The following is a 16,498-nucleotide window of genomic DNA, read 5'->3' on the forward strand; positions in this document are numbered from 1 at the left end:
GGCCGGCGGCCGGGGCGAAGCCATGGACACTGATGCGCGGTCAATCCGGAACTGTTCGGTCGATTTGTCTGCACAGTTTGGACGGTTGTGATTGCGCGTCCGGTTGAACTGCCAGGTTTCATCGGGATCGATGCCTCTATTGATGCAACTAACGGTCAAGCCTCGGCGGCGCTGGCGAACTGGCGCGAGTCGATAGCCCGCGCCATCCGATCGGCTTTGCAGATGTCGGGGTTCATCCGACCGGCTCGCTTGCGGATCGTCGGGCCGACTGTGCCGGCCCGATGCGGCGTTGCGCCTAAGCGCGTCCGCGCAACGCCACGAAGATCACGCCGGCGATCGCCAGCAGGCCGCCGCACACCGTCTCGATCCCGGGCCGCTCGCCCGTCAGCGCCATCGACAGGGCCGTCGCGACCGCCGGCGTCAGATAGAGGAAGTTGGCGGCGCGTGCCGCGCCGAAGTAGCCGAGTGCGAAGGTCCAGGTCGCGTAACCCAGCGCGGCCGGGAAGATGCCGAGCATCAGGACGGCCAGCGTCGTGTCGCGCGATCCGCTCTCCAGCGCCCCGAGCGCGCCGGGCAGCCACGGCGTGAGCAGCAGCGCGCCGGCCAGCAGCGTGTAAGCGGTGCAGGCCAGCGCGCCGTATACCGGAATCAGCCGCCGCTGCAGCACGAAATAGCTGGCCGAACACAGGGCCGCGCCGAGAATCAGCGTGCTGCCCGCGCCGAGGACGAGGCCGCCCGGCTGCCCGCGGGCGATCACCGCGATGCCGGCGAGGCTGACGAGCGAGCCGAGCCAGCCCCAGCGATTGAAGCGCTCGCCGAGAAACACGGCGGCCAGCAGGGCCGTGAAGATCGGCAGGGTGTTCACGATGAAGCTCGCCGCGCCGGCGGACACGGTTTGCTCGCCGGTATTGAGCAGCGCGTTGTACAGCGCGATGCCGAGAAAGCCGCACAGCAGGAAGCGCAGCGCATCGCTCCGGGTCGGCACGCGCGGCCGCCGCGCCACCAGCCACGCGACGATCAGCACGGCCGCGGTGGCGAAGCGTGCCGCCGCGAGCTGAAGCGGGGTCAGGCCATGCAGGCCGATCCGGATGAACGGGAAAGCGGACGCCCACGAAACGATCGTGAAGGCGACCGCGCCGGCCGCGACCAGCGGCTGCCGCGCAGCGCGCGACGACGGTGTGGAGAGTGTGTTCATGCGGCGATGATGCGGCGTCGCGAGATGTTAAGCTAGCGCACAGATCAGCATCCGGATATGAAGATGATTCACAGCTCGAGCCGGCGGCCGGTCGGCGCTGCAGCCCGCGCGAAACAGCGCGCGGCGGCGTTGCCCGCCGCGGCGCCGACGCCGACGCCGGGTTCGCGGCCGCCGCTCGCGAGCCTGGAGACGGTGTGCACGGTCGCGCGCGAGGGTTCGTTCCTGGCCGCCGCCGACGTCTCCGGCGTGACGCACGGCGCGATCAGCCGGCGGGTGGCCGCCGTTGAAAACTGGCTCGGCCTGAAGTTGTTCGAACGTCATGCGCGCGGCGTGCGCCTGACGCCGGACGGGCAGCGCTTCGTTGGCCGGATCGAACAGGCGTTCGCGATCATCGACAGTGCGGCCGATCAGTGGCGTTCGCCGCGTGCGCCGCGACTGGTCAGGATGAGCGTGGTGCCGGCATTCGCGCAGCTGTGGCTGTTCGAGCGGCAGCATGCGCTCGAGAGCGAGGCACCCGCGTTGCAGATCGAACTCGGCATCGATCTTCGCAACGTGGATATCGCCGGCGGCGAAGCGGACCTGTCGATCCGGTACGGGCGCGGCAACTGGCGCCAGCTCGAAACCCGTGCGTTCATGCCGGAGCGGCTCTATCCGGTCGCGCATCCTCGGCTCGCCGCGCAACTGGCTGCGGAGCGCCGCCGGCGCGGCGATGCCGCGTTGCTCGACATGCCGTTGCTGCACGATTCCGATGTGACCGGCTGGCGCACGTGGTTCGATGCCCTGGGCGTGCCGTTCAAGCCGCGCGCGCAGGATCGCCGGTTCGAGGATTACAACCTCGTGCTGGCCGCGGCCGAGGCCGGGCTCGGGGTGGCGCTGGCGCGCGTACCGCTTGCCGACGCCTATCTCAAGCGCAGCGAACTCGTGCGCGTGAGCCGCCTCGAGGTCGATTCGGTGCTCCGGTATTACTTCGTGCACGCGAAGGGGGAGAATCGGCCGGAGGTGCTGGCGTTGATGGAGCGGATGCGGGCGGCGGTGGCGGCAGGCACCTGATCGAAATGGAAATGGTCGTGGCGACCCGCCACGGCGGGCCGGCTGCTGCGAAGGACGCGGTGCGCGATTCGAGGCACTAGGCCGGCAGCGCCGGATCGACGACAATGCGTCCGCGAAAAACGATGAGGTGGAGAGATGAACGAAAATCGAAAATGTATGCATCCGTGCGGGTGCAAGCGAGGTCAACAATGAACAGGCCGGACAAATCGTCGAAAGCGCGTGCAGCGCTCGACCAGCTGTTTTCGGGCATGGCGCCCACGGACGAGACGCGCGCGTCGCGTCCCGGCAACCCGTTCGAAGCGAACGCAAACGAGGCATCCGCCGGCACGGGCGTGCGCGGCGGGATCGAAGTCACGCTGTCGACCCGGATTCAGCTGCGCGGTTATCCGAATGCGGACGCATTCATGAAGCGCATGGCCGAAGCGTGGGGGCTGGATTGGGGGATGTACGACAGCGTCAAGGCCATCGCGACGCTGCCCGCCGGATGGCGAGCGCGCCGGCTTCCGGAAGTCACGCAGATCGTCGACGGGCACGACGTGCTGCGCGCGGAGAGCAGCCTGCAGGGCGGCGAGATGTCGTACCTGAAAGTGCATCCGCGGTACTACATCGACGCACGCAAGGGGTTCGGCTGGGGCAAGTCGTCGAAGGCGTCCGACGATCCGGATCTCGACGGCCCCGACTGGAACTGCTTCGTGGTCGATCGCGAGAAGTCCGTCGAAGTGCATGAATTGACGACCTCGTCGCTGAAAGCCGACATGGACAACGCACGGGCGACGTTGCTGAAATGGCTGGACGAAAACTATCCGAAACATCGCGATCCGTTCGCTTACTGGACGGATTGCGAACGGGCGTCGTGATGTGGCGTGGCTGCCCGGTTCGGCATCGCGGGCACATGCTGCCCGACCGGCGCCGGAGCGGGGGCGGCACACGCTGCTTCGATTCCTCGGCCGGTTGCGCCGGGGGCGCCAATTGAAACGCGCCAGTGTCGTCCCGATTCTCTGGGCGGCATTCGCCGCGGCGGTCGGCTCGACTGTCGTCGAACTGCTGCTCTGGCCGATCGCCGGCGATGATGCGATCGGGAACCTGCTGCGCGACGCACGCCTCACGGCCGCCATCGTGATGGGGCGCCGCGTGCTCGACGCGTCCGCCGGCTTCGATCCGCTGGTCATGGCGGTGGCGACCCTCGTGCATATGGTGCTGTCGCTGGTCTATGCGGCGGTGCTGGTGAAAACGATCCGCACCCTGTCGCTCGCGGCCGCGCTCCTCGCAGGCGGCGCGTTCGGCCTCATCCTGTACGGCGTCAACCTGTACGCCTTCACCGCGATCTTCCCGTGGTTCGTTCCGGTTCGTGGTGCGATCACGCTGGTGGCCCATCTGGTATTCGGGATCAGCGCGGCGGCGGCCTACCGCTTCGCGAGGCGCTAGGCCGGCGCCAGCCGCCAGCCGCCAGCCGCCAGCCGCGGCATCGACTGTCGAAGGTTCCCGCGTTGATCAATCGCACCAGACCCCTGGAATAAGCACGCGCGCCGCATCGTTTAGCCGGCAGGAGACCCTGTACGTAGCGGCGGCGCGTTACCGCCGCGTGGTGAATCGTGCGTGAGCGATTCGATGTGTCGGGCACCGCCAACGGTGCCCGCGATCTAGCGGTCGGGGGCAATCAGGAGCCGATCATGGGCAACTTGTTTCGATCCGGGATAGGTATCGTCTGTCTCGGCTGTTCCGCGGCGGTCTTCGCGCAAACGTACGACGATCTGGCGGGCGACACGGCCAACTGCCGTGCAGTCGTCGCGCGAGCGAACATCGACGGCACGGACCAGCAAATCGTGGGGCGTGCATGCCTGCAGGACGACGGCACATGGCAGTTCGTGCAGAGTCCCGATGGTAGTGTTTTATGGTATCCGTCGGTGGACTACCCGTATGCCGACCTGGGGTACTGGGGGCCGCCGCTGTTCATCGGCGCGGGCGTGGGCTTCGTCTTCATCGATCGTTTCCACCACTTCCACCATTTCCACCATTTCGATCCGGTCGTTCACGTCAACGGGATGGAACATCGCCGCTTTGGCGTGCCGACCGGTGCCGGTTTTCGCCATGGCGCGTTCCCGGTCGGCGCGCATCGCGAATTCGGCGGGATGCATGCGTTCGGTGGCATGAACGGGGCGGGGGGCATGCGGCGACATTAGGCTCGCATTTCCGGCTCGATCGTGCGCCTTCTTCCAGCTGCGTCAGGCATGGGTGCGCTTACAGGATCGACGCGAGTCTCGGCACCCGGAGCAGGAGGCCGGCAATCAGGTAGCACGTGACGCAAGCGACACCGCCGGTCACGGCGAATTTCAGGAACGGCGACACCGGCACGGTTCGCCATACGAGGGCGATACCCACCAGCACCGGGGGATGGATGATGTAGATCGTGTACGCGCGTCGGGACAGCGACTGCCATGCGCCCGTCAGTCGATCGAAGCGCCGCTGGAAACGGCTGGCAAGAAACAGGCTCGTTCCCCACGCGACCAGCGGCTCCCAGAATGCGTAGATCACCTCCTGCGGGTGGCCGCGCAATGCAGGAACGTGCTTGGCGAGCAGGTAAGCGACCGGCAGGACAGGGAGTGCCAGCAGTGCGATGCGCCACCACAGTCTGACCTGCCGTGCCGGCAGATGCTCGATCCAGTGCACGCGCGCGGTCCGGCACCCGGCTGCGTACAACACGACGTAGCTCGCGAAGTAGCCGAGCTGCAGCCCCCATACGTTGATACCTACCGGCCATCGGGACCGCAACGCCAGTGCCGCGATACCCGTGAGCAACGCCGCGGCGGCCAACGTCCTGTCGGACGGAAAGGGGTTCCGGTCGGGGCGGTTCGTATCGCGCGCCACGGTGCGCCGGAAGGCGATGTGCCAGAGTGCTGCAGCTGCGCTGAACATCAGCAGCGCCTCGGCGAACCACATCGGGCCGTTCTCGAACGTGCCTTTCCGCCACAGGCGGCCCAGCGTATCCGCGAACGGGTGGCCTGCGCCCGATTGCGCCAGGGCGATCGTTGCCGGGCCGATCACGAAGCCGTACACCAGCAGAGGCAGGCCGAGCCTGATGAACCGGTCGGCGAGGAAACGTGCGGCGCCCTTGCGATCGATGGACGGCGACGTGTAATAACCGGCCAGGAAAAAGAACAGGCCCATGAAAAAGGCCTGATTGATCGCGCAGAAGAGCGTCAGCAGTGCGGATTCCACGGACGGGCCGGCAGCCACCTCGTGGTAGTACCACCCGCCGAGCGCGCCGTATGTGATCGCGCAGTGGTGAAAGACCACCAGCAACGTCAGGCACGCGCGCAACGCGTCGAGGCCGGCGTTTCGATGGACGGCTGCCGCCGTGTCCTGCCGAGAAGCGAAGTCGACCGGGACGTCCTGAGCGCTCATCACGTTGCCTGCGTGGTTGGTCAGCCATGACCCGCCTGGCGACGATCCTGGTCGCGACGACGCATGCGAATCCGGCGGGCGTACAGGTCGGCACCCTACACCGTTGTTCTTACAACCATCCAACAAGCCGCCCCGCCGTTGGCGCGGCGCCCGCTCAGTCGAGCTTGCCGCGCAGGTCGTCGAACGGAATCATCACGTGCGTGCGATACGCGGGCCGCGCTTTCAGCCGTTCGTACCACGCCTGCACGTGCGGCAGGTCCGGCCGGGCGATGTCGAGCTCGAAATAGCGATACAGATGCGTGCCGGCCGCGATGTCGGCGAGCGTGAGCGTGTCGCCCGCGAGAAACGGTTGCCCGGCCAGCACCGCATCGAGCGTCCGGAAGTATTGCGCGCACTGCGCGATGCTTTGCTCGACGCGCGCCGTGTCGCGCTGCTCGGGCGGCGTCCGGTAGAAGCCCCGGAACACGCCGTTCAGGAACGTCGGCTGCAGCGTGGTTTGCGACCAGTCCATCCAGCGGTCGGCGCGCGACTGTTCGGCCGGATCGTCGTGCCAGAAGCTGGGGCGCCCGTAACGCGCGGCGAGGTAACGCAGGATGCTGTGCGATTCCCAGACGACCGTGCCGCCGTCGTCGATCACGGGCACGCGCCCGTGCGGGTTCATCGCGAGAAAACCGGGCGTGTCGAGCACGCCGAACTGCCCGCCGGCCGGCACGTGCCGATGCGCGAGCGCGAGCTCGTCGACGAGCCACATCACCTTCTGGACGTTGAATGCACTGCGGCGCCCCCATACGGTCAGCATGCCGGCCTCCTTGTGTCGTGCGGAACTTGAACGCGGACAGTGTAAACGCCGCAGGCGCGCACCGCGGTGCGCGCCTGCCGGCTGTCGTCCGTCGCTGTCGTCGCCTGGCGGCGACGCGATCAGAACTTGTGGCGAATCCCGACGATCGCGAGTTCCTGCGTATCGGTGCCGGAGTTCACGCCGTACGAGCCGACCGACGCGGCGGCCTTCACGACCGCGCCGTTCGCGTTGAGCGTGTTGCCGCTCGCCTTCTGGTAGCCGAACAGCGCATACAGGTCGGTGCGCTTCGACAGCGCGTAATCCGCGCCGAGGTTGACCTGGTTGTAGTGCGCGGAAGACGGGCCCGTCAGCGACGTGTAGTTGTAGCCGACACCCGCGCGCAGCGCCGGCGAGAACTGCCAGTTGAAGAACGCGGAGCCGTTGTTGAACTTCGCGTTCTGGCTGAACGCCGACAGCGTGTCCGCGCCGTACTGCGTATTCGAATACGCGAGGCCGAAGGTGGCGGGCCCGGCCACGTACTGGCCGGCCACACGCACGATCTGGATCGACTTCGCGCTCGAGAAGCCCTGGTTGATCACGGTGTTGAACAGCGTGTCCGAGCTGCTCGACCACGTGCGCACGCCGTTCGTGACCGAGGAGCCGCCGTTCGCGTAGAAGAAGCCGGCGCCGAGCGACAGCGGGCCGTTCGCGTAGCTTGCGCCGAAGCTGTACGTGCGGCCGCTGCCGGTGGCGCCCGCGACGCCGCCGAAGCCGTACAGGCCCTCGAACTGGAAACCCGAGATCAGCGGGCTCGTGTATTTCACCGAGTTGCTGACGCGCAGGCTGTTGTCGTAGTTGTCGAGGTCGCCCGGCGTCGCGAACACGCCGCCGAAGTAGTTGTCCTGCGTGAGGCCCTGCACGAGGTCGACGACCGGATCGTACTGGCGGCCGAGCGTGACGGTACCGTACGTGCTGCTTGCGAGGCCGACGACGGCCTTGCGGCCGAATTCGCGTCCGCCCTGGCCGAGTGCGCCCGTGCCGATGTTGAAGCCGTTTTCGAGCTGGAACAGCGCGGCCAGGCCGCCGCCGAGATCCTCGGTGCCGCGCAGCCCCCAGCGGCTGCCCGACAGGTTGCCGCTGCTGAACTTGACGAGGCTCGACGCGTTGCTGCCGTTCGCGTTCTGCGCGTTGTGGACATAGGCGATGCCCGCATCGGCGATGCCGTACAGCGTGACGCTGCTTTGCGCGTGGGCGCCGGCGGCGAAGAGCGCGGCCGGCAGCGCGAGCAGTGCGAATGAACGGACTGGTTTCATTGTTGGATTCCCCGTTGGTCGATTGGTCTGACGAGTCGGTGAACGATACGGACAGCACATCGTCGAGGGAACCAATAAATTGTCGGATCGTTATGAGGCGGCGCGGAGATGGATGCGCGCGCAACCGGCCGGCGAGCGGTGCATGGGGACGTTATGCGTCATACGCTGGATGAACGATGCGCACATGTGCATCGCGCGCGCTGCATCGCGACGACGGCTGCAGGGCGTTCACTGTGCGCGCGATCCTGCGCGCGGGTCAGTGGTGTTGGTTGCCGGCGCCGAACAGGCGCGGCTGCGCGGCGTTCAACGCGTCGTCCGCTTCCGGCTGCCACGGGAAAACCCCGTCGCGGTCGGGCCACAGCAACTGGACGCACGGGAACGCGTCGTTGCCGTAGAACCAGCGGTTCCAGCCGAGATGGGCTTCGTAGTGCGTCTTCTCGACCGGCATCAGCAGCGCGTTCGCGTTGCCGAAGACGGAATCCGTGACCTCGCCGACCGGCGGCGGCGTGCCGGCTGCGACCATCCGGTAGATGTCCCACAGCACGTCATGGACGATGCGCGCCGGCATCGAGAACACGATGAGTTCCGGAAAACCGTGGTTGACCCACAGCCCGGTCGTGAAAGAAAACCCGGGTGCGTCCCCTTCCGCGAACACTTCCGTGCGGAACCACCCGTGCTGACGAATCCGCTGCAAGAATCGCTGCTCGTCTTCCTCGAGCACCGAATCGGGCGCGTCGAGCGCGGTGGCGATATCCGGTCGCGTGGTCATGCGGGGCTCCTTGGATCTGCGTCGGGCGACGGGAAGCCGGGGGCCGGCATCCCGCCGGCGGGAATGCGACCGTCGCCGAACCGGCCGGCGATCGCCGTGCGCCATGTTGCCACAGCGGTCCCGCCTACTGCTCCGCTTTCTCCACCTCCGCCGTTTCGCCGAGGAACCCGCCGCTCTGGTGCGCCCACAGCGCAGCATAGATGCCGCCGGCCTGCAGCAGTTGCTGGTGCGTGCCTTCCTCGACGATGCGCCCTTCGTCGAGCACGATCAGCCGGTCCATCGCCGCGATGGTCGACAGCCGGTGCGCGATCGCGATCACCGTCTTGCCGCTCATCAGGCCGTCGAGGCTGCGCTGGATCGCGACTTCGACCTCGGAATCGAGCGCGCTGGTCGCTTCGTCGAGCACGAGGATCGGCGCGTCCTTGAGCATCACGCGCGCGATCGCGACGCGCTGCCGCTGGCCGCCCGACAGTTTCACGCCGCGTTCGCCGACCTCGACGTCGTAGCCGCTGCGGCCGTGGCGGTCGCGCAGCCGGTCGATGAATTCGGACGCCTCCGCGCGCACGGCCGCGTCGTGCATCTCGCGCTCGGTGGCGTCGGGGCGCCCGTACAGGATGTTCTCGCGCATCGTCCGGTGCAGCAGCGACGTATCCTGCGTGACCATCCCGATCGCGCCGCGCAGGCTGTCCTGCGTGACGTGCGCGATGTCCTGCCCGTCGATCCGGATCGTGCCGCCGCCCACGTCGTAGAAGCGCAGCAGCAGGTTCACGAGCGTCGACTTGCCGGCACCCGAGCGGCCGATCAGGCCGATCCGCTCGCCGGGCCGGATCGTCAGGTTCAACCCGTCGAACACGGCACGGTCGTTGTCCTCGTGCGCGAACTGCACGTTGTCGAACACGATCCCGCCGCGCTGCACCGCGAGCGGCTTCGCATCGGGCGCGTCGACCACGCTGCGCACCTTCGTCAGCGTATTGATGCCGTCCTGGATCGTGCCGACGTTCTCGAACAGCTCGGTCATTTCCCACATGATCCAGTGCGAATAACTCGACAGGCGCAGCGCCATCGCGATCACCGCCGCGACGACGCCCGCGCTCGCCTCGCCGTGCATCCACAGATACAGCGCGAGGCCGGTCGAGCCGACCAGCAGCAGCGTCGACAGCAGGTGATTGACGATCTCGAACGCGCTGACGAGGCGCATCTGCGCGTCGCCGGTCGCCTTGAACGCTTCCATCGCGCGCCGCGCGTGGTCGGCTTCCCGCCGCGTGTGCGAGAACAGCTTCACGGTCGTGATGTTCGAATACGCGTCGGTGATGCGGCCCGTCATCAGCGCGCGCGCATCGGCCTGGCGGCTGCCGACGGCGCCCAGGCGCGGCACGAAGAACGCGCATGCCGCGCCGTAGCCGAGCGCCCACAGCGCGAGCGGGATCATCAGCCGCCAGTCGAAGCTGGCCGCGAGCGCGAGGATGCCGATCAGGTACGCGGCGACGCCGATCACGACGTCGACCGACATGAACAGCGCATCGCGCACCGCGAGCGCGGTCTGCATGATCTTGGTCGTCACGCGGCCCGCGAATTCGTTCGCGTAGAACGACAGGCTCTGGTCGAGCATCAGCCGGTGAAACAGCCAGCGCAGCCGCATCGGGAAGTTGATCGCGAGCACCTGGTGCTTGACCATCGTATGCAGCGCGATCAGCAATGCGCTGCCGGCGAGGATTGCCGCGAAAGCGGTGAGCGTGCCGAAGTGCCGGCCGCCGAAATCCGCCGGCGTCGCGGACGCGAGCCAGTCGACCACGCGGCCCATCATCGCGAACAGCGCGGCTTCGTACGCGGCCAGCGCGGCCGACGTGAGCGCGATCAGCAGGATCCAGCTGCGCGCGCCTTTCGTGCACGCCCAGACGAACGAGAAGAATCCCTTCGGCGGCGTGACGGGATCTTCGAGCGGGAAAGTCGGCAGGCGCCGTTCAAACCACGAAAACATTGAAACCTCTCCTTGATGCGGCCACGCCTGCCGGCGCGGCCGTATTGCCTGTTTCAGGTGCGGCGCCTTCGCTGCGCCGCGGTACTGCACACGTGTTCACTGCGACCGGATCCACGCCTCGATCGGGGCGAGCGTGCCCGGCGCATACGCATGGCGGCCGAGCGCCATGTACAACCATGTCTTCCACGTCGGCCAGTCGGACTCGAGCTGGTAGTCGAACCAGCCGGCGCGCAGCAACCCATGCGTCGCACCGGGCACGACCATCACGCGCCGGTCGGGCCGGTTCGCGAAGGCATGCGTGTAGGCATTCGCCTCGTCGACCGGATCGACATTGCGGTCCTGCGCGCCCCACACGGCCAGCACGGGCCCCTGCATCGCCGCGAGCGCCTGCGACGAATCCTCCAGGTAGTTGCGTGCGATGAAGCCGAAGCGGCGCGGCTCGATGTCGGGGCGCCGCTGCGGATCGGCGGGTACGTCCGTCCGGCCGAAGATTTCGTCGTTGTCGCGTCGCTCGGCGGCCAGTGTCGCATCGATTCGATCCGGCTGCAGACCCGTTGCCTGGAGCTGCTGCCGCGTCAGGTAGGTGCCTTGCCGGCGCCAGCTGACGGCGCCGCCGACGATCACCGAGAACGCCGGTCGCACCGCATTCGCGACGCGCGGCACGACCCAGCCGCCTTGCGAGAAGCCGAGCAGGCCGATCTTGTGCGCGGGGCCGACGACGGCGCGCACGCGCGCCATCGCGGCGATCGTTTCGTTCGCACGATCCTGCATCGATTGCGCGAGCCAGTCGCCGCCGCTGCGGCCGGTGCCCTGCTTGTCCCATGCGAACACGCCGATGCCGGCGTCGAGCAGGCTGTTGACGAGCGGCAGCATCGCGTCGTCGGAGAAGCGGGTGCGCGGCCCGTCACCGTGCACGAGCAGTACGATCGGCGCGCCGGGCGCATGGGCCGGCAGCGCGAGCGTGCCGACGAGGCCGGCGCCGTTGGCGCGGAACGTGAGCGACGACACGTTCGCGCCCTTCAGCTCGAAGTCGGCGAGGCCGCGCAGCACGAGCGCACCGGCCGCGACGAGCACGAACAGGACGAGCGCGATGCCGGCAATGACGATTCGTTTCAAGAGGCCCTCGGTACGGTGGCGTGAGCGGATGCCGCAGGCGGCATGTGCGGGGGCACGCTGCCTTGACGCCTGCAGGACGTCGCCACGATAATAGATCGATTAATCAGTCTAATAAAGATTCGAGTCATCGTCGAGTACGGAGTGCCTGTTGAGAAAGATCGATCCTGAAAGAGTGGAAGCGAAGCGGCGCCAGATCCTGGATGCCGCGATCGACTGTTTTGCGCGCGACGGCTTTCATGCGACGTCCACGGCCGCGATCTGCAAGGCGGCTGGCATGAGCCCCGGCAACCTGTTCCACTATTTTCCGACGAAGGCGGCGATCATCGAGGCAGTCGCGCAGGACGACCAGCGCGAGATGGCCGAACTGTTCGCGCGGTACGCGGACGCCGACGACGCGCTGGCCGCGATCGAGGAGATCGCACTGACGTTGATGGAACTGTCGAGCGATCCCGTCTATGCGCGCATCTGCGTCGAGACCGCGGCGGAGGCGACGCGCAATCCGGACGTCGCCGCGCTGTTCGCGGCGAACGAGGCGCAGGTGAAAGGGCGGATGGTCGCGCTGATCAAGCGCGGTGTGGCGCAAGGGAAGATCGACGCAAGCCTGAAGCCCGATCTTGTCGCGACGTGGTTGCTCGCGCTCGCGGAAGGCGCGGTCGGGCGCGTCGTGTTCGAACCGGGGTTCAAGCCGCGCGCGCATCGGGCGATGTTGCGGACGATCATTCGGCGGATGTTGAAGCCGCAGTGAGGATCGCGGATCCGGTTTGACGCCCGCCCGGTTCGGGTGCAATGCGCCGCACCGAACCGGATGCGGGCATCCCGCGGCCATTGGCCGGCGAGCGCGGACAAGGCGTTCGGTGCGCTACGCATTGCGCCCTTAAAAAAGTTCTTGACTGTCTATCTATGAGTAGATAAAGTTCGCTCCATGGAAACGAAACCGACCGTCCGCGAACAGATTCTCGACCATGCGACCACGCTGATGATGCTGCGCGGTTACAACGGCTTCAGCTATCGAGACCTGTCCGACCTGGTGGGCGTGAAGACGTCGAGCATCCACTACTACTTCCCGTCGAAGGACGACCTCGTGCTGGAAGCGGTGGCGGCATATAGCGACGAAGTCCTCTCGGCCATGCGGGCGATCGATCCGGCGTTGCCGGCCGACGTGAAGCTGAGCCTGTACACGAAGATGTTCGGCCGGACGCTCGGCGACGGCAACCTGATCTGCCTGTGCGGGATGCTCGCGGCCGACATCGAAACGTTGCCGGAGAATGTGCGGCAGGCGGTGCAGGCGTTCTTCAAGGCCAACGAGAGCTGGCTGGCGGAATTGTTGAAGCAGGGCGCGCGGGAAGGCACGCTGCAGTTCAGCGGCGAGCCCGAGACGGCCGCGCGCACGTTGTACGCGGCGTTCCAGGGCAGCGTGCTGGCCAGCCGGCTGTTTCACACGCGGGCGCGCCTCGAAGATGTCGAGGCCGTCTGGAAAAAGCGGTCCTGACGGAGCGCGCATGCAGTGAGGCGGTTCGCCGCCTTTTTATTGAATCTCACTGTCTATCTATGGGTAGATAGAGTTCTGGCGCAGATGGCTCGACCATCTGCATTTTTGGGGATGTTTATCTATCTATGAGTAGATAAACAGGCGCGATGCGGGCAGCAAGGCTGTCGGCACGCGATCCCCGGTTCGAAGGCTGTTTCATTCATTTGCTGAAAAGGAGTCTGTCATGTCGATCGAAAAAGTGCTGTACCGCGCCCATGCAAAAGCCACCGGCGGCCGTGACGGCCGTGCCACGGTGCCCGAGAGCAACCTCGACCTGAAACTGACCACGCCGCGCGAGCTCGGCGGCGCGGGCGGCGCAGGCGCGAACCCCGAGCAACTGTTCGCCGCCGGCTACAGCGCGTGCTTCATCGGCGCGATGAAGTTCGTCGCGGCCCGCGACAAGATCGCGATGCCCACGGACGCTTCCATCGAAGGCAGCGTCGGCATCGGCGCGATCCCGAACGGCTTCGGCATCGAAGTCGAACTGACGATCTCGCTGCCGGGCCTCGATCGCGACATCGCGCAAACGCTGATCGACCGTGCGCACCTCGTGTGCCCGTATTCGAACGCGACGCGCGGCAACATCGACGTCACGCTCACGCTTGCCTGATCGGTCGCACTGCGAATCATCCATCGTCATTTACCGCCTGAAGCCAAGGAACACCATCATGAAGATCGTCAAGCCGCTGCTGATCGCTGCCGCCGTCGCCGCTGTACTGTCCACCTCGACCACCGCATTCGCCGCCGGTGCCGATACCGTCCGTCCCGATACGGCGACGAGCGCTTTCCTCGCCGCGCTGAACGGCCAGAAGGGCCCGGGCCTCGAAACGCTGAGCCCCGCGAAGGCGCGCCAGGTGCTGGTCGACGCGCAGAACGGCACGAAGGTCGACCTGTCGGGGATCGACGTGTCGAACCGCACGATCGAACAGGACGGCCTGTCCGTACCGGTCACGATCGTTCGTCCGCAAGGTGCGACGGGCACGCTGCCGGTGTTCGTGTTCATCCACGGCGGCGGCTGGGTGCTCGGCGATTTTCCGACGCATGAACGCCTCGTCCGCGATCTCGTCGTGCAATCGGGGGCCGTCGCGGTGTTCGTGAACTACACGCCGTCGCCGGAAGCGCATTACCCGGTCGCGATCAACCAGGCGTATGCGGCGACGAAGTGGGTGGCCGCGCACGGCGCGGAGATCGGCGTCGACGGCAGCCGCCTCGCGGTGGTCGGCAACAGCGTCGGCGGGAACATGGCGGCCGTGGTGGCGCTGATGGCGAAGGACAAGGGTGGCCCCGCGATCCGCTTCCAGGGGCTGATGTGGCCGGTCACGGACCACAACTTCAACACGGGTTCGTACAACGCGTATCAGCAAGGGCACTTCCTGACGCGGCCGATGATGAAGTGGTTCTGGGATGCCTATACGAAGAACGAAGCGCAACGCAACGAGATCTACGCGTCGCCGCTGCGCGCAAGCACCGCGCAGTTGAAGGGCCTGCCGCCCGCGCTGATCCAGGTCGCGCAGTTCGACGTGCTGCGTGACGAGGGCGAAGCGTACGGCCGCAAGCTCGACGCGGCCGGCGTCGATGCGACGACCACGCGCTACGACGGCACGATCCATGATTTCGGTTTGCTGAACGCGCTGGCCGGCGACGCGCCGACGAAGGCCGCGACGAAGGCGATGGCGAATGAACTCGCGACGCGACTGAAGTAAGCGACGGGTTCGCACTCGCGCTGCCCGTGAGGCGGGGCAGCGCGAGTGCGCATGACGACGAGGCGGGCGCATGCCCGCCTTTGTTGCGTGCGGCGCGTGAACCGGGCGAATGTGCGGGCCTGCAACCCGCACGCCCCGCACGCCCCGATCGCCCGCGATTTTTCGTCCCGGTTCGGCAGCACGAGCTCCGTCGCGAATCGCGCCGCAGCGTCGGCTTCGCGTGGTGCTTCACGGCGTGCCCGTGACCACCCGCATCGTTGGCCCCGGCGCCCGCTAGGCCCCGCGCCGCGGGCATTGTTGGTACGATCGCGCGTATCGTCCACGCCGGCGCCGCAAGCCGCCGGCCATCGGTCGCGCGGCCGTACGACAGCGCGGCCCCGTTCGGGAGAAGCGTTTCATGCTGCAGGCGTTCGCGGTCTTGCTGACCTTCCAGTGTCTCGGGGAAGGCGTGTCTTACCTGTTCGGCCTGCCGGTGCCGGGCCCCGTGATCGGCATGCTGCTGCTGTTCGGCTTCGTGATGCTGCGCCCGCAGGTGGCCGACACGATCGAGCCGACCGCGCTCGAGCTGTTGCGCCACCTGTCGCTGCTGTTCGTGCCGGCCGGCGTCGGCATCATGGTGTCGGCCGACCGCGTGCGCGGCGATGCGCTCGCGGTCGTCGTCGCGCTGGCCGTCAGCACCACGCTCGCGATCGCCGTGACGGCGCTCGTGACGCGTGCACTGCTGCGGCGCCAGCGGCGCGCGGGCGATGCGGTGGAGGGCACGCAATGACGGCCTTCCCGAAACTCGGCGCGATCTGGGTCTATCTCGCCGCGAGCCCGCTGCTGGGCCTGACCATCACGCTGATCGCGTATCTGTTCGCGCAGGCCGTCTATGCGCGGGCGCGCTTCAACCCGCTCGCGAACCCGGTGCTGATCGCGGTTGCGCTGATCGTCGTGCTGCTGACGATCACGCACACGCCGTACCCGACGTATTTCGAAGGCGCGCAGTTCGTCCACTTCCTGCTCGGCCCCGCGACCGTCGCGCTCGCGCTACCGCTGTACCGGCAGTGGTCGAAGCTGCGCCGCGCCGCGGTGCCGCTGCTGGTCGGCCTGCTCGCGGGCTCGCTGACCGCGATCGTGTCGGCGGTCGGCATCGCGGCGCTGTTCGGGGCGTCGCACCAGACGGTCGCGTCGCTCGCGCCGAAATCGGCGACGACGCCGATCGCGATGGCCGTCGCGGCGGAAATCGGCGGGATTCCGTCGCTCACCGCCGTGCTCGTGATCTCGACCGGGATCTTCGGGGCCGTGTGCGCGCGCGGGATCCTCAACGCACTGCGCGTCGACGAACCGGCCGTGCGCGGGTTCGCGCTCGGCGTCGCGTCGCACGGGATCGGCACCGCGCGCGCGTTCCAGGTCAGCGAGGAGGCCGGTGCGTTCGCCGGGCTCGGGATGGGGTTGAACGGCGTGCTCACCGCCTTCGTCGTGCCGGTCCTGCTGCCGGTGCTGTCGCGCTGGATCTGAGCGCCGGCCGGGCCAGGCCGGGTTATCGGTTTCCCTGATGGCGCGGGCGACGCGCCGGAACGACGGCGTACGCGGTGCCCACGTATCGTTGCCGTTATCGGGAGAATTCAGGAACGCACAAGGACAAGTACATACTGTTCGGCTAACGTTGCATCGGCGCCGTTGT

At 67.3% G+C, this 16,498-nt stretch carries 17 protein-coding genes; 10 read left to right on the forward strand and 7 right to left on the reverse strand.

Annotated features, from left to right (window positions below; all coding sequences use genetic code 11):
- Positions 1-295: 295 nt before the first annotated feature.
- Complete coding sequence (locus APZ15_RS33490; RefSeq protein ID WP_027792171.1) at positions 296-1,195, reverse strand: DMT family transporter; 900 nt, start codon at positions 1,193-1,195, stop codon at positions 296-298.
- Between the two features lie 57 nt (positions 1,196-1,252).
- Between APZ15_RS33490 and APZ15_RS33495 the strand changes: the two genes are divergently transcribed.
- The 4 genes from APZ15_RS33495 (at position 1,253) to APZ15_RS33510 (ending at position 4,425) form a co-directional block, all read left to right on the forward strand.
- On the forward strand, positions 1,253-2,245 hold the full coding sequence (locus tag APZ15_RS33495; protein WP_027792170.1) for a LysR substrate-binding domain-containing protein: 993 nt from the start codon (positions 1,253-1,255) through the stop codon (positions 2,243-2,245).
- 188 nt (positions 2,246-2,433) lie between these two features.
- Positions 2,434-3,102 carry a hypothetical protein gene (locus tag APZ15_RS33500; RefSeq protein WP_027792169.1) on the forward strand — a complete coding sequence of 223 codons (669 nt, stop codon included), beginning with the start codon at positions 2,434-2,436 and terminating at the stop codon, positions 3,100-3,102.
- Positions 3,103-3,214: 112 nt separating this feature from the next.
- On the forward strand, positions 3,215-3,670 hold the full coding sequence (locus APZ15_RS33505) for a hypothetical protein (protein WP_027792168.1): 456 nt from the start codon (positions 3,215-3,217) through the stop codon (positions 3,668-3,670).
- A gap of 245 nt (positions 3,671-3,915) precedes the next feature.
- Positions 3,916-4,425, forward strand: coding sequence for a hypothetical protein (locus APZ15_RS33510; protein WP_027792167.1), 510 nt, complete (start codon positions 3,916-3,918; stop codon positions 4,423-4,425).
- 58 nt (positions 4,426-4,483) lie between these two features.
- Here the strand turns inward: APZ15_RS33510 and APZ15_RS33515 are convergent, their stop codons facing one another.
- The 6 genes from APZ15_RS33515 to APZ15_RS33540 all read right to left on the reverse strand — a co-directional run bounded on the left by APZ15_RS33515 (position 4,484) and on the right by APZ15_RS33540 (position 11,601).
- Positions 4,484-5,647 carry an acyltransferase family protein gene (locus APZ15_RS33515; protein ID WP_034196200.1) on the reverse strand — a complete coding sequence of 388 codons (1,164 nt, stop codon included), beginning with the start codon at positions 5,645-5,647 and terminating at the stop codon, positions 4,484-4,486.
- 154 nt (positions 5,648-5,801) lie between these two features.
- Entirely contained in the window at positions 5,802-6,446 is a 645-nt protein-coding gene (locus tag APZ15_RS33520; RefSeq protein ID WP_027792165.1) for a glutathione S-transferase family protein, read from the reverse strand.
- A gap of 119 nt (positions 6,447-6,565) precedes the next feature.
- Positions 6,566-7,738 (reverse strand): porin, encoded by a 1,173-nt coding sequence (locus APZ15_RS33525; protein WP_027792164.1) that lies wholly within the window; start codon positions 7,736-7,738, stop codon positions 6,566-6,568.
- Positions 7,739-7,994: 256 nt separating this feature from the next.
- Positions 7,995-8,507: a DUF4262 domain-containing protein gene (locus APZ15_RS33530; protein WP_049097483.1), complete on the reverse strand. Its 513-nt coding sequence runs from the start codon at positions 8,505-8,507 to the stop codon at positions 7,995-7,997.
- Between the two features lie 124 nt (positions 8,508-8,631).
- Positions 8,632-10,485: an ABC transporter ATP-binding protein gene (locus tag APZ15_RS33535; RefSeq protein WP_027792162.1), complete on the reverse strand. Its 1,854-nt coding sequence runs from the start codon at positions 10,483-10,485 to the stop codon at positions 8,632-8,634.
- A gap of 96 nt (positions 10,486-10,581) precedes the next feature.
- Positions 10,582-11,601, reverse strand: a complete 1,020-nt coding sequence (locus tag APZ15_RS33540) for an alpha/beta hydrolase family protein (RefSeq protein WP_027792161.1) — start codon at positions 11,599-11,601, stop codon at positions 10,582-10,584.
- A gap of 148 nt (positions 11,602-11,749) precedes the next feature.
- Between APZ15_RS33540 and APZ15_RS33545 the strand changes: the two genes are divergently transcribed.
- The 6 genes from APZ15_RS33545 (at position 11,750) to APZ15_RS33570 (ending at position 16,332) form a co-directional block, all read left to right on the forward strand.
- On the forward strand, positions 11,750-12,346 hold the full coding sequence (locus APZ15_RS33545) for a TetR/AcrR family transcriptional regulator (protein ID WP_027792160.1): 597 nt from the start codon (positions 11,750-11,752) through the stop codon (positions 12,344-12,346).
- 177 nt (positions 12,347-12,523) lie between these two features.
- Positions 12,524-13,090, forward strand: a complete 567-nt coding sequence (locus tag APZ15_RS33550; protein ID WP_027792159.1) for a TetR/AcrR family transcriptional regulator — start codon at positions 12,524-12,526, stop codon at positions 13,088-13,090.
- Between the two features lie 223 nt (positions 13,091-13,313).
- The gene (locus tag APZ15_RS33555) at positions 13,314-13,739 is read left to right on the forward strand and encodes an organic hydroperoxide resistance protein (RefSeq protein WP_027792158.1); all 426 of its coding nucleotides are present in this window, start codon (positions 13,314-13,316) and stop codon (positions 13,737-13,739) included.
- A gap of 58 nt (positions 13,740-13,797) precedes the next feature.
- The gene (locus tag APZ15_RS33560) at positions 13,798-14,832 is read left to right on the forward strand and encodes an alpha/beta hydrolase (protein ID WP_027792157.1); all 1,035 of its coding nucleotides are present in this window, start codon (positions 13,798-13,800) and stop codon (positions 14,830-14,832) included.
- 397 nt (positions 14,833-15,229) lie between these two features.
- Entirely contained in the window at positions 15,230-15,601 is a 372-nt protein-coding gene (locus APZ15_RS33565) for a CidA/LrgA family protein (RefSeq protein ID WP_027792156.1), read from the forward strand.
- The gene (locus APZ15_RS33570) at positions 15,598-16,332 is read left to right on the forward strand and encodes an LrgB family protein (RefSeq protein WP_027792155.1); all 735 of its coding nucleotides are present in this window, start codon (positions 15,598-15,600) and stop codon (positions 16,330-16,332) included. Before APZ15_RS33565 ends, APZ15_RS33570 begins: the two co-directional genes overlap by 4 nt.
- Positions 16,333-16,498: the final 166 nt, after the last annotated feature.

Origin of the sequence: Burkholderia cepacia ATCC 25416 (assembly GCF_001411495.1) — a bacterium.
Taxonomy (GTDB): Bacteria; Pseudomonadota; Gammaproteobacteria; order Burkholderiales; family Burkholderiaceae; genus Burkholderia; species Burkholderia cepacia.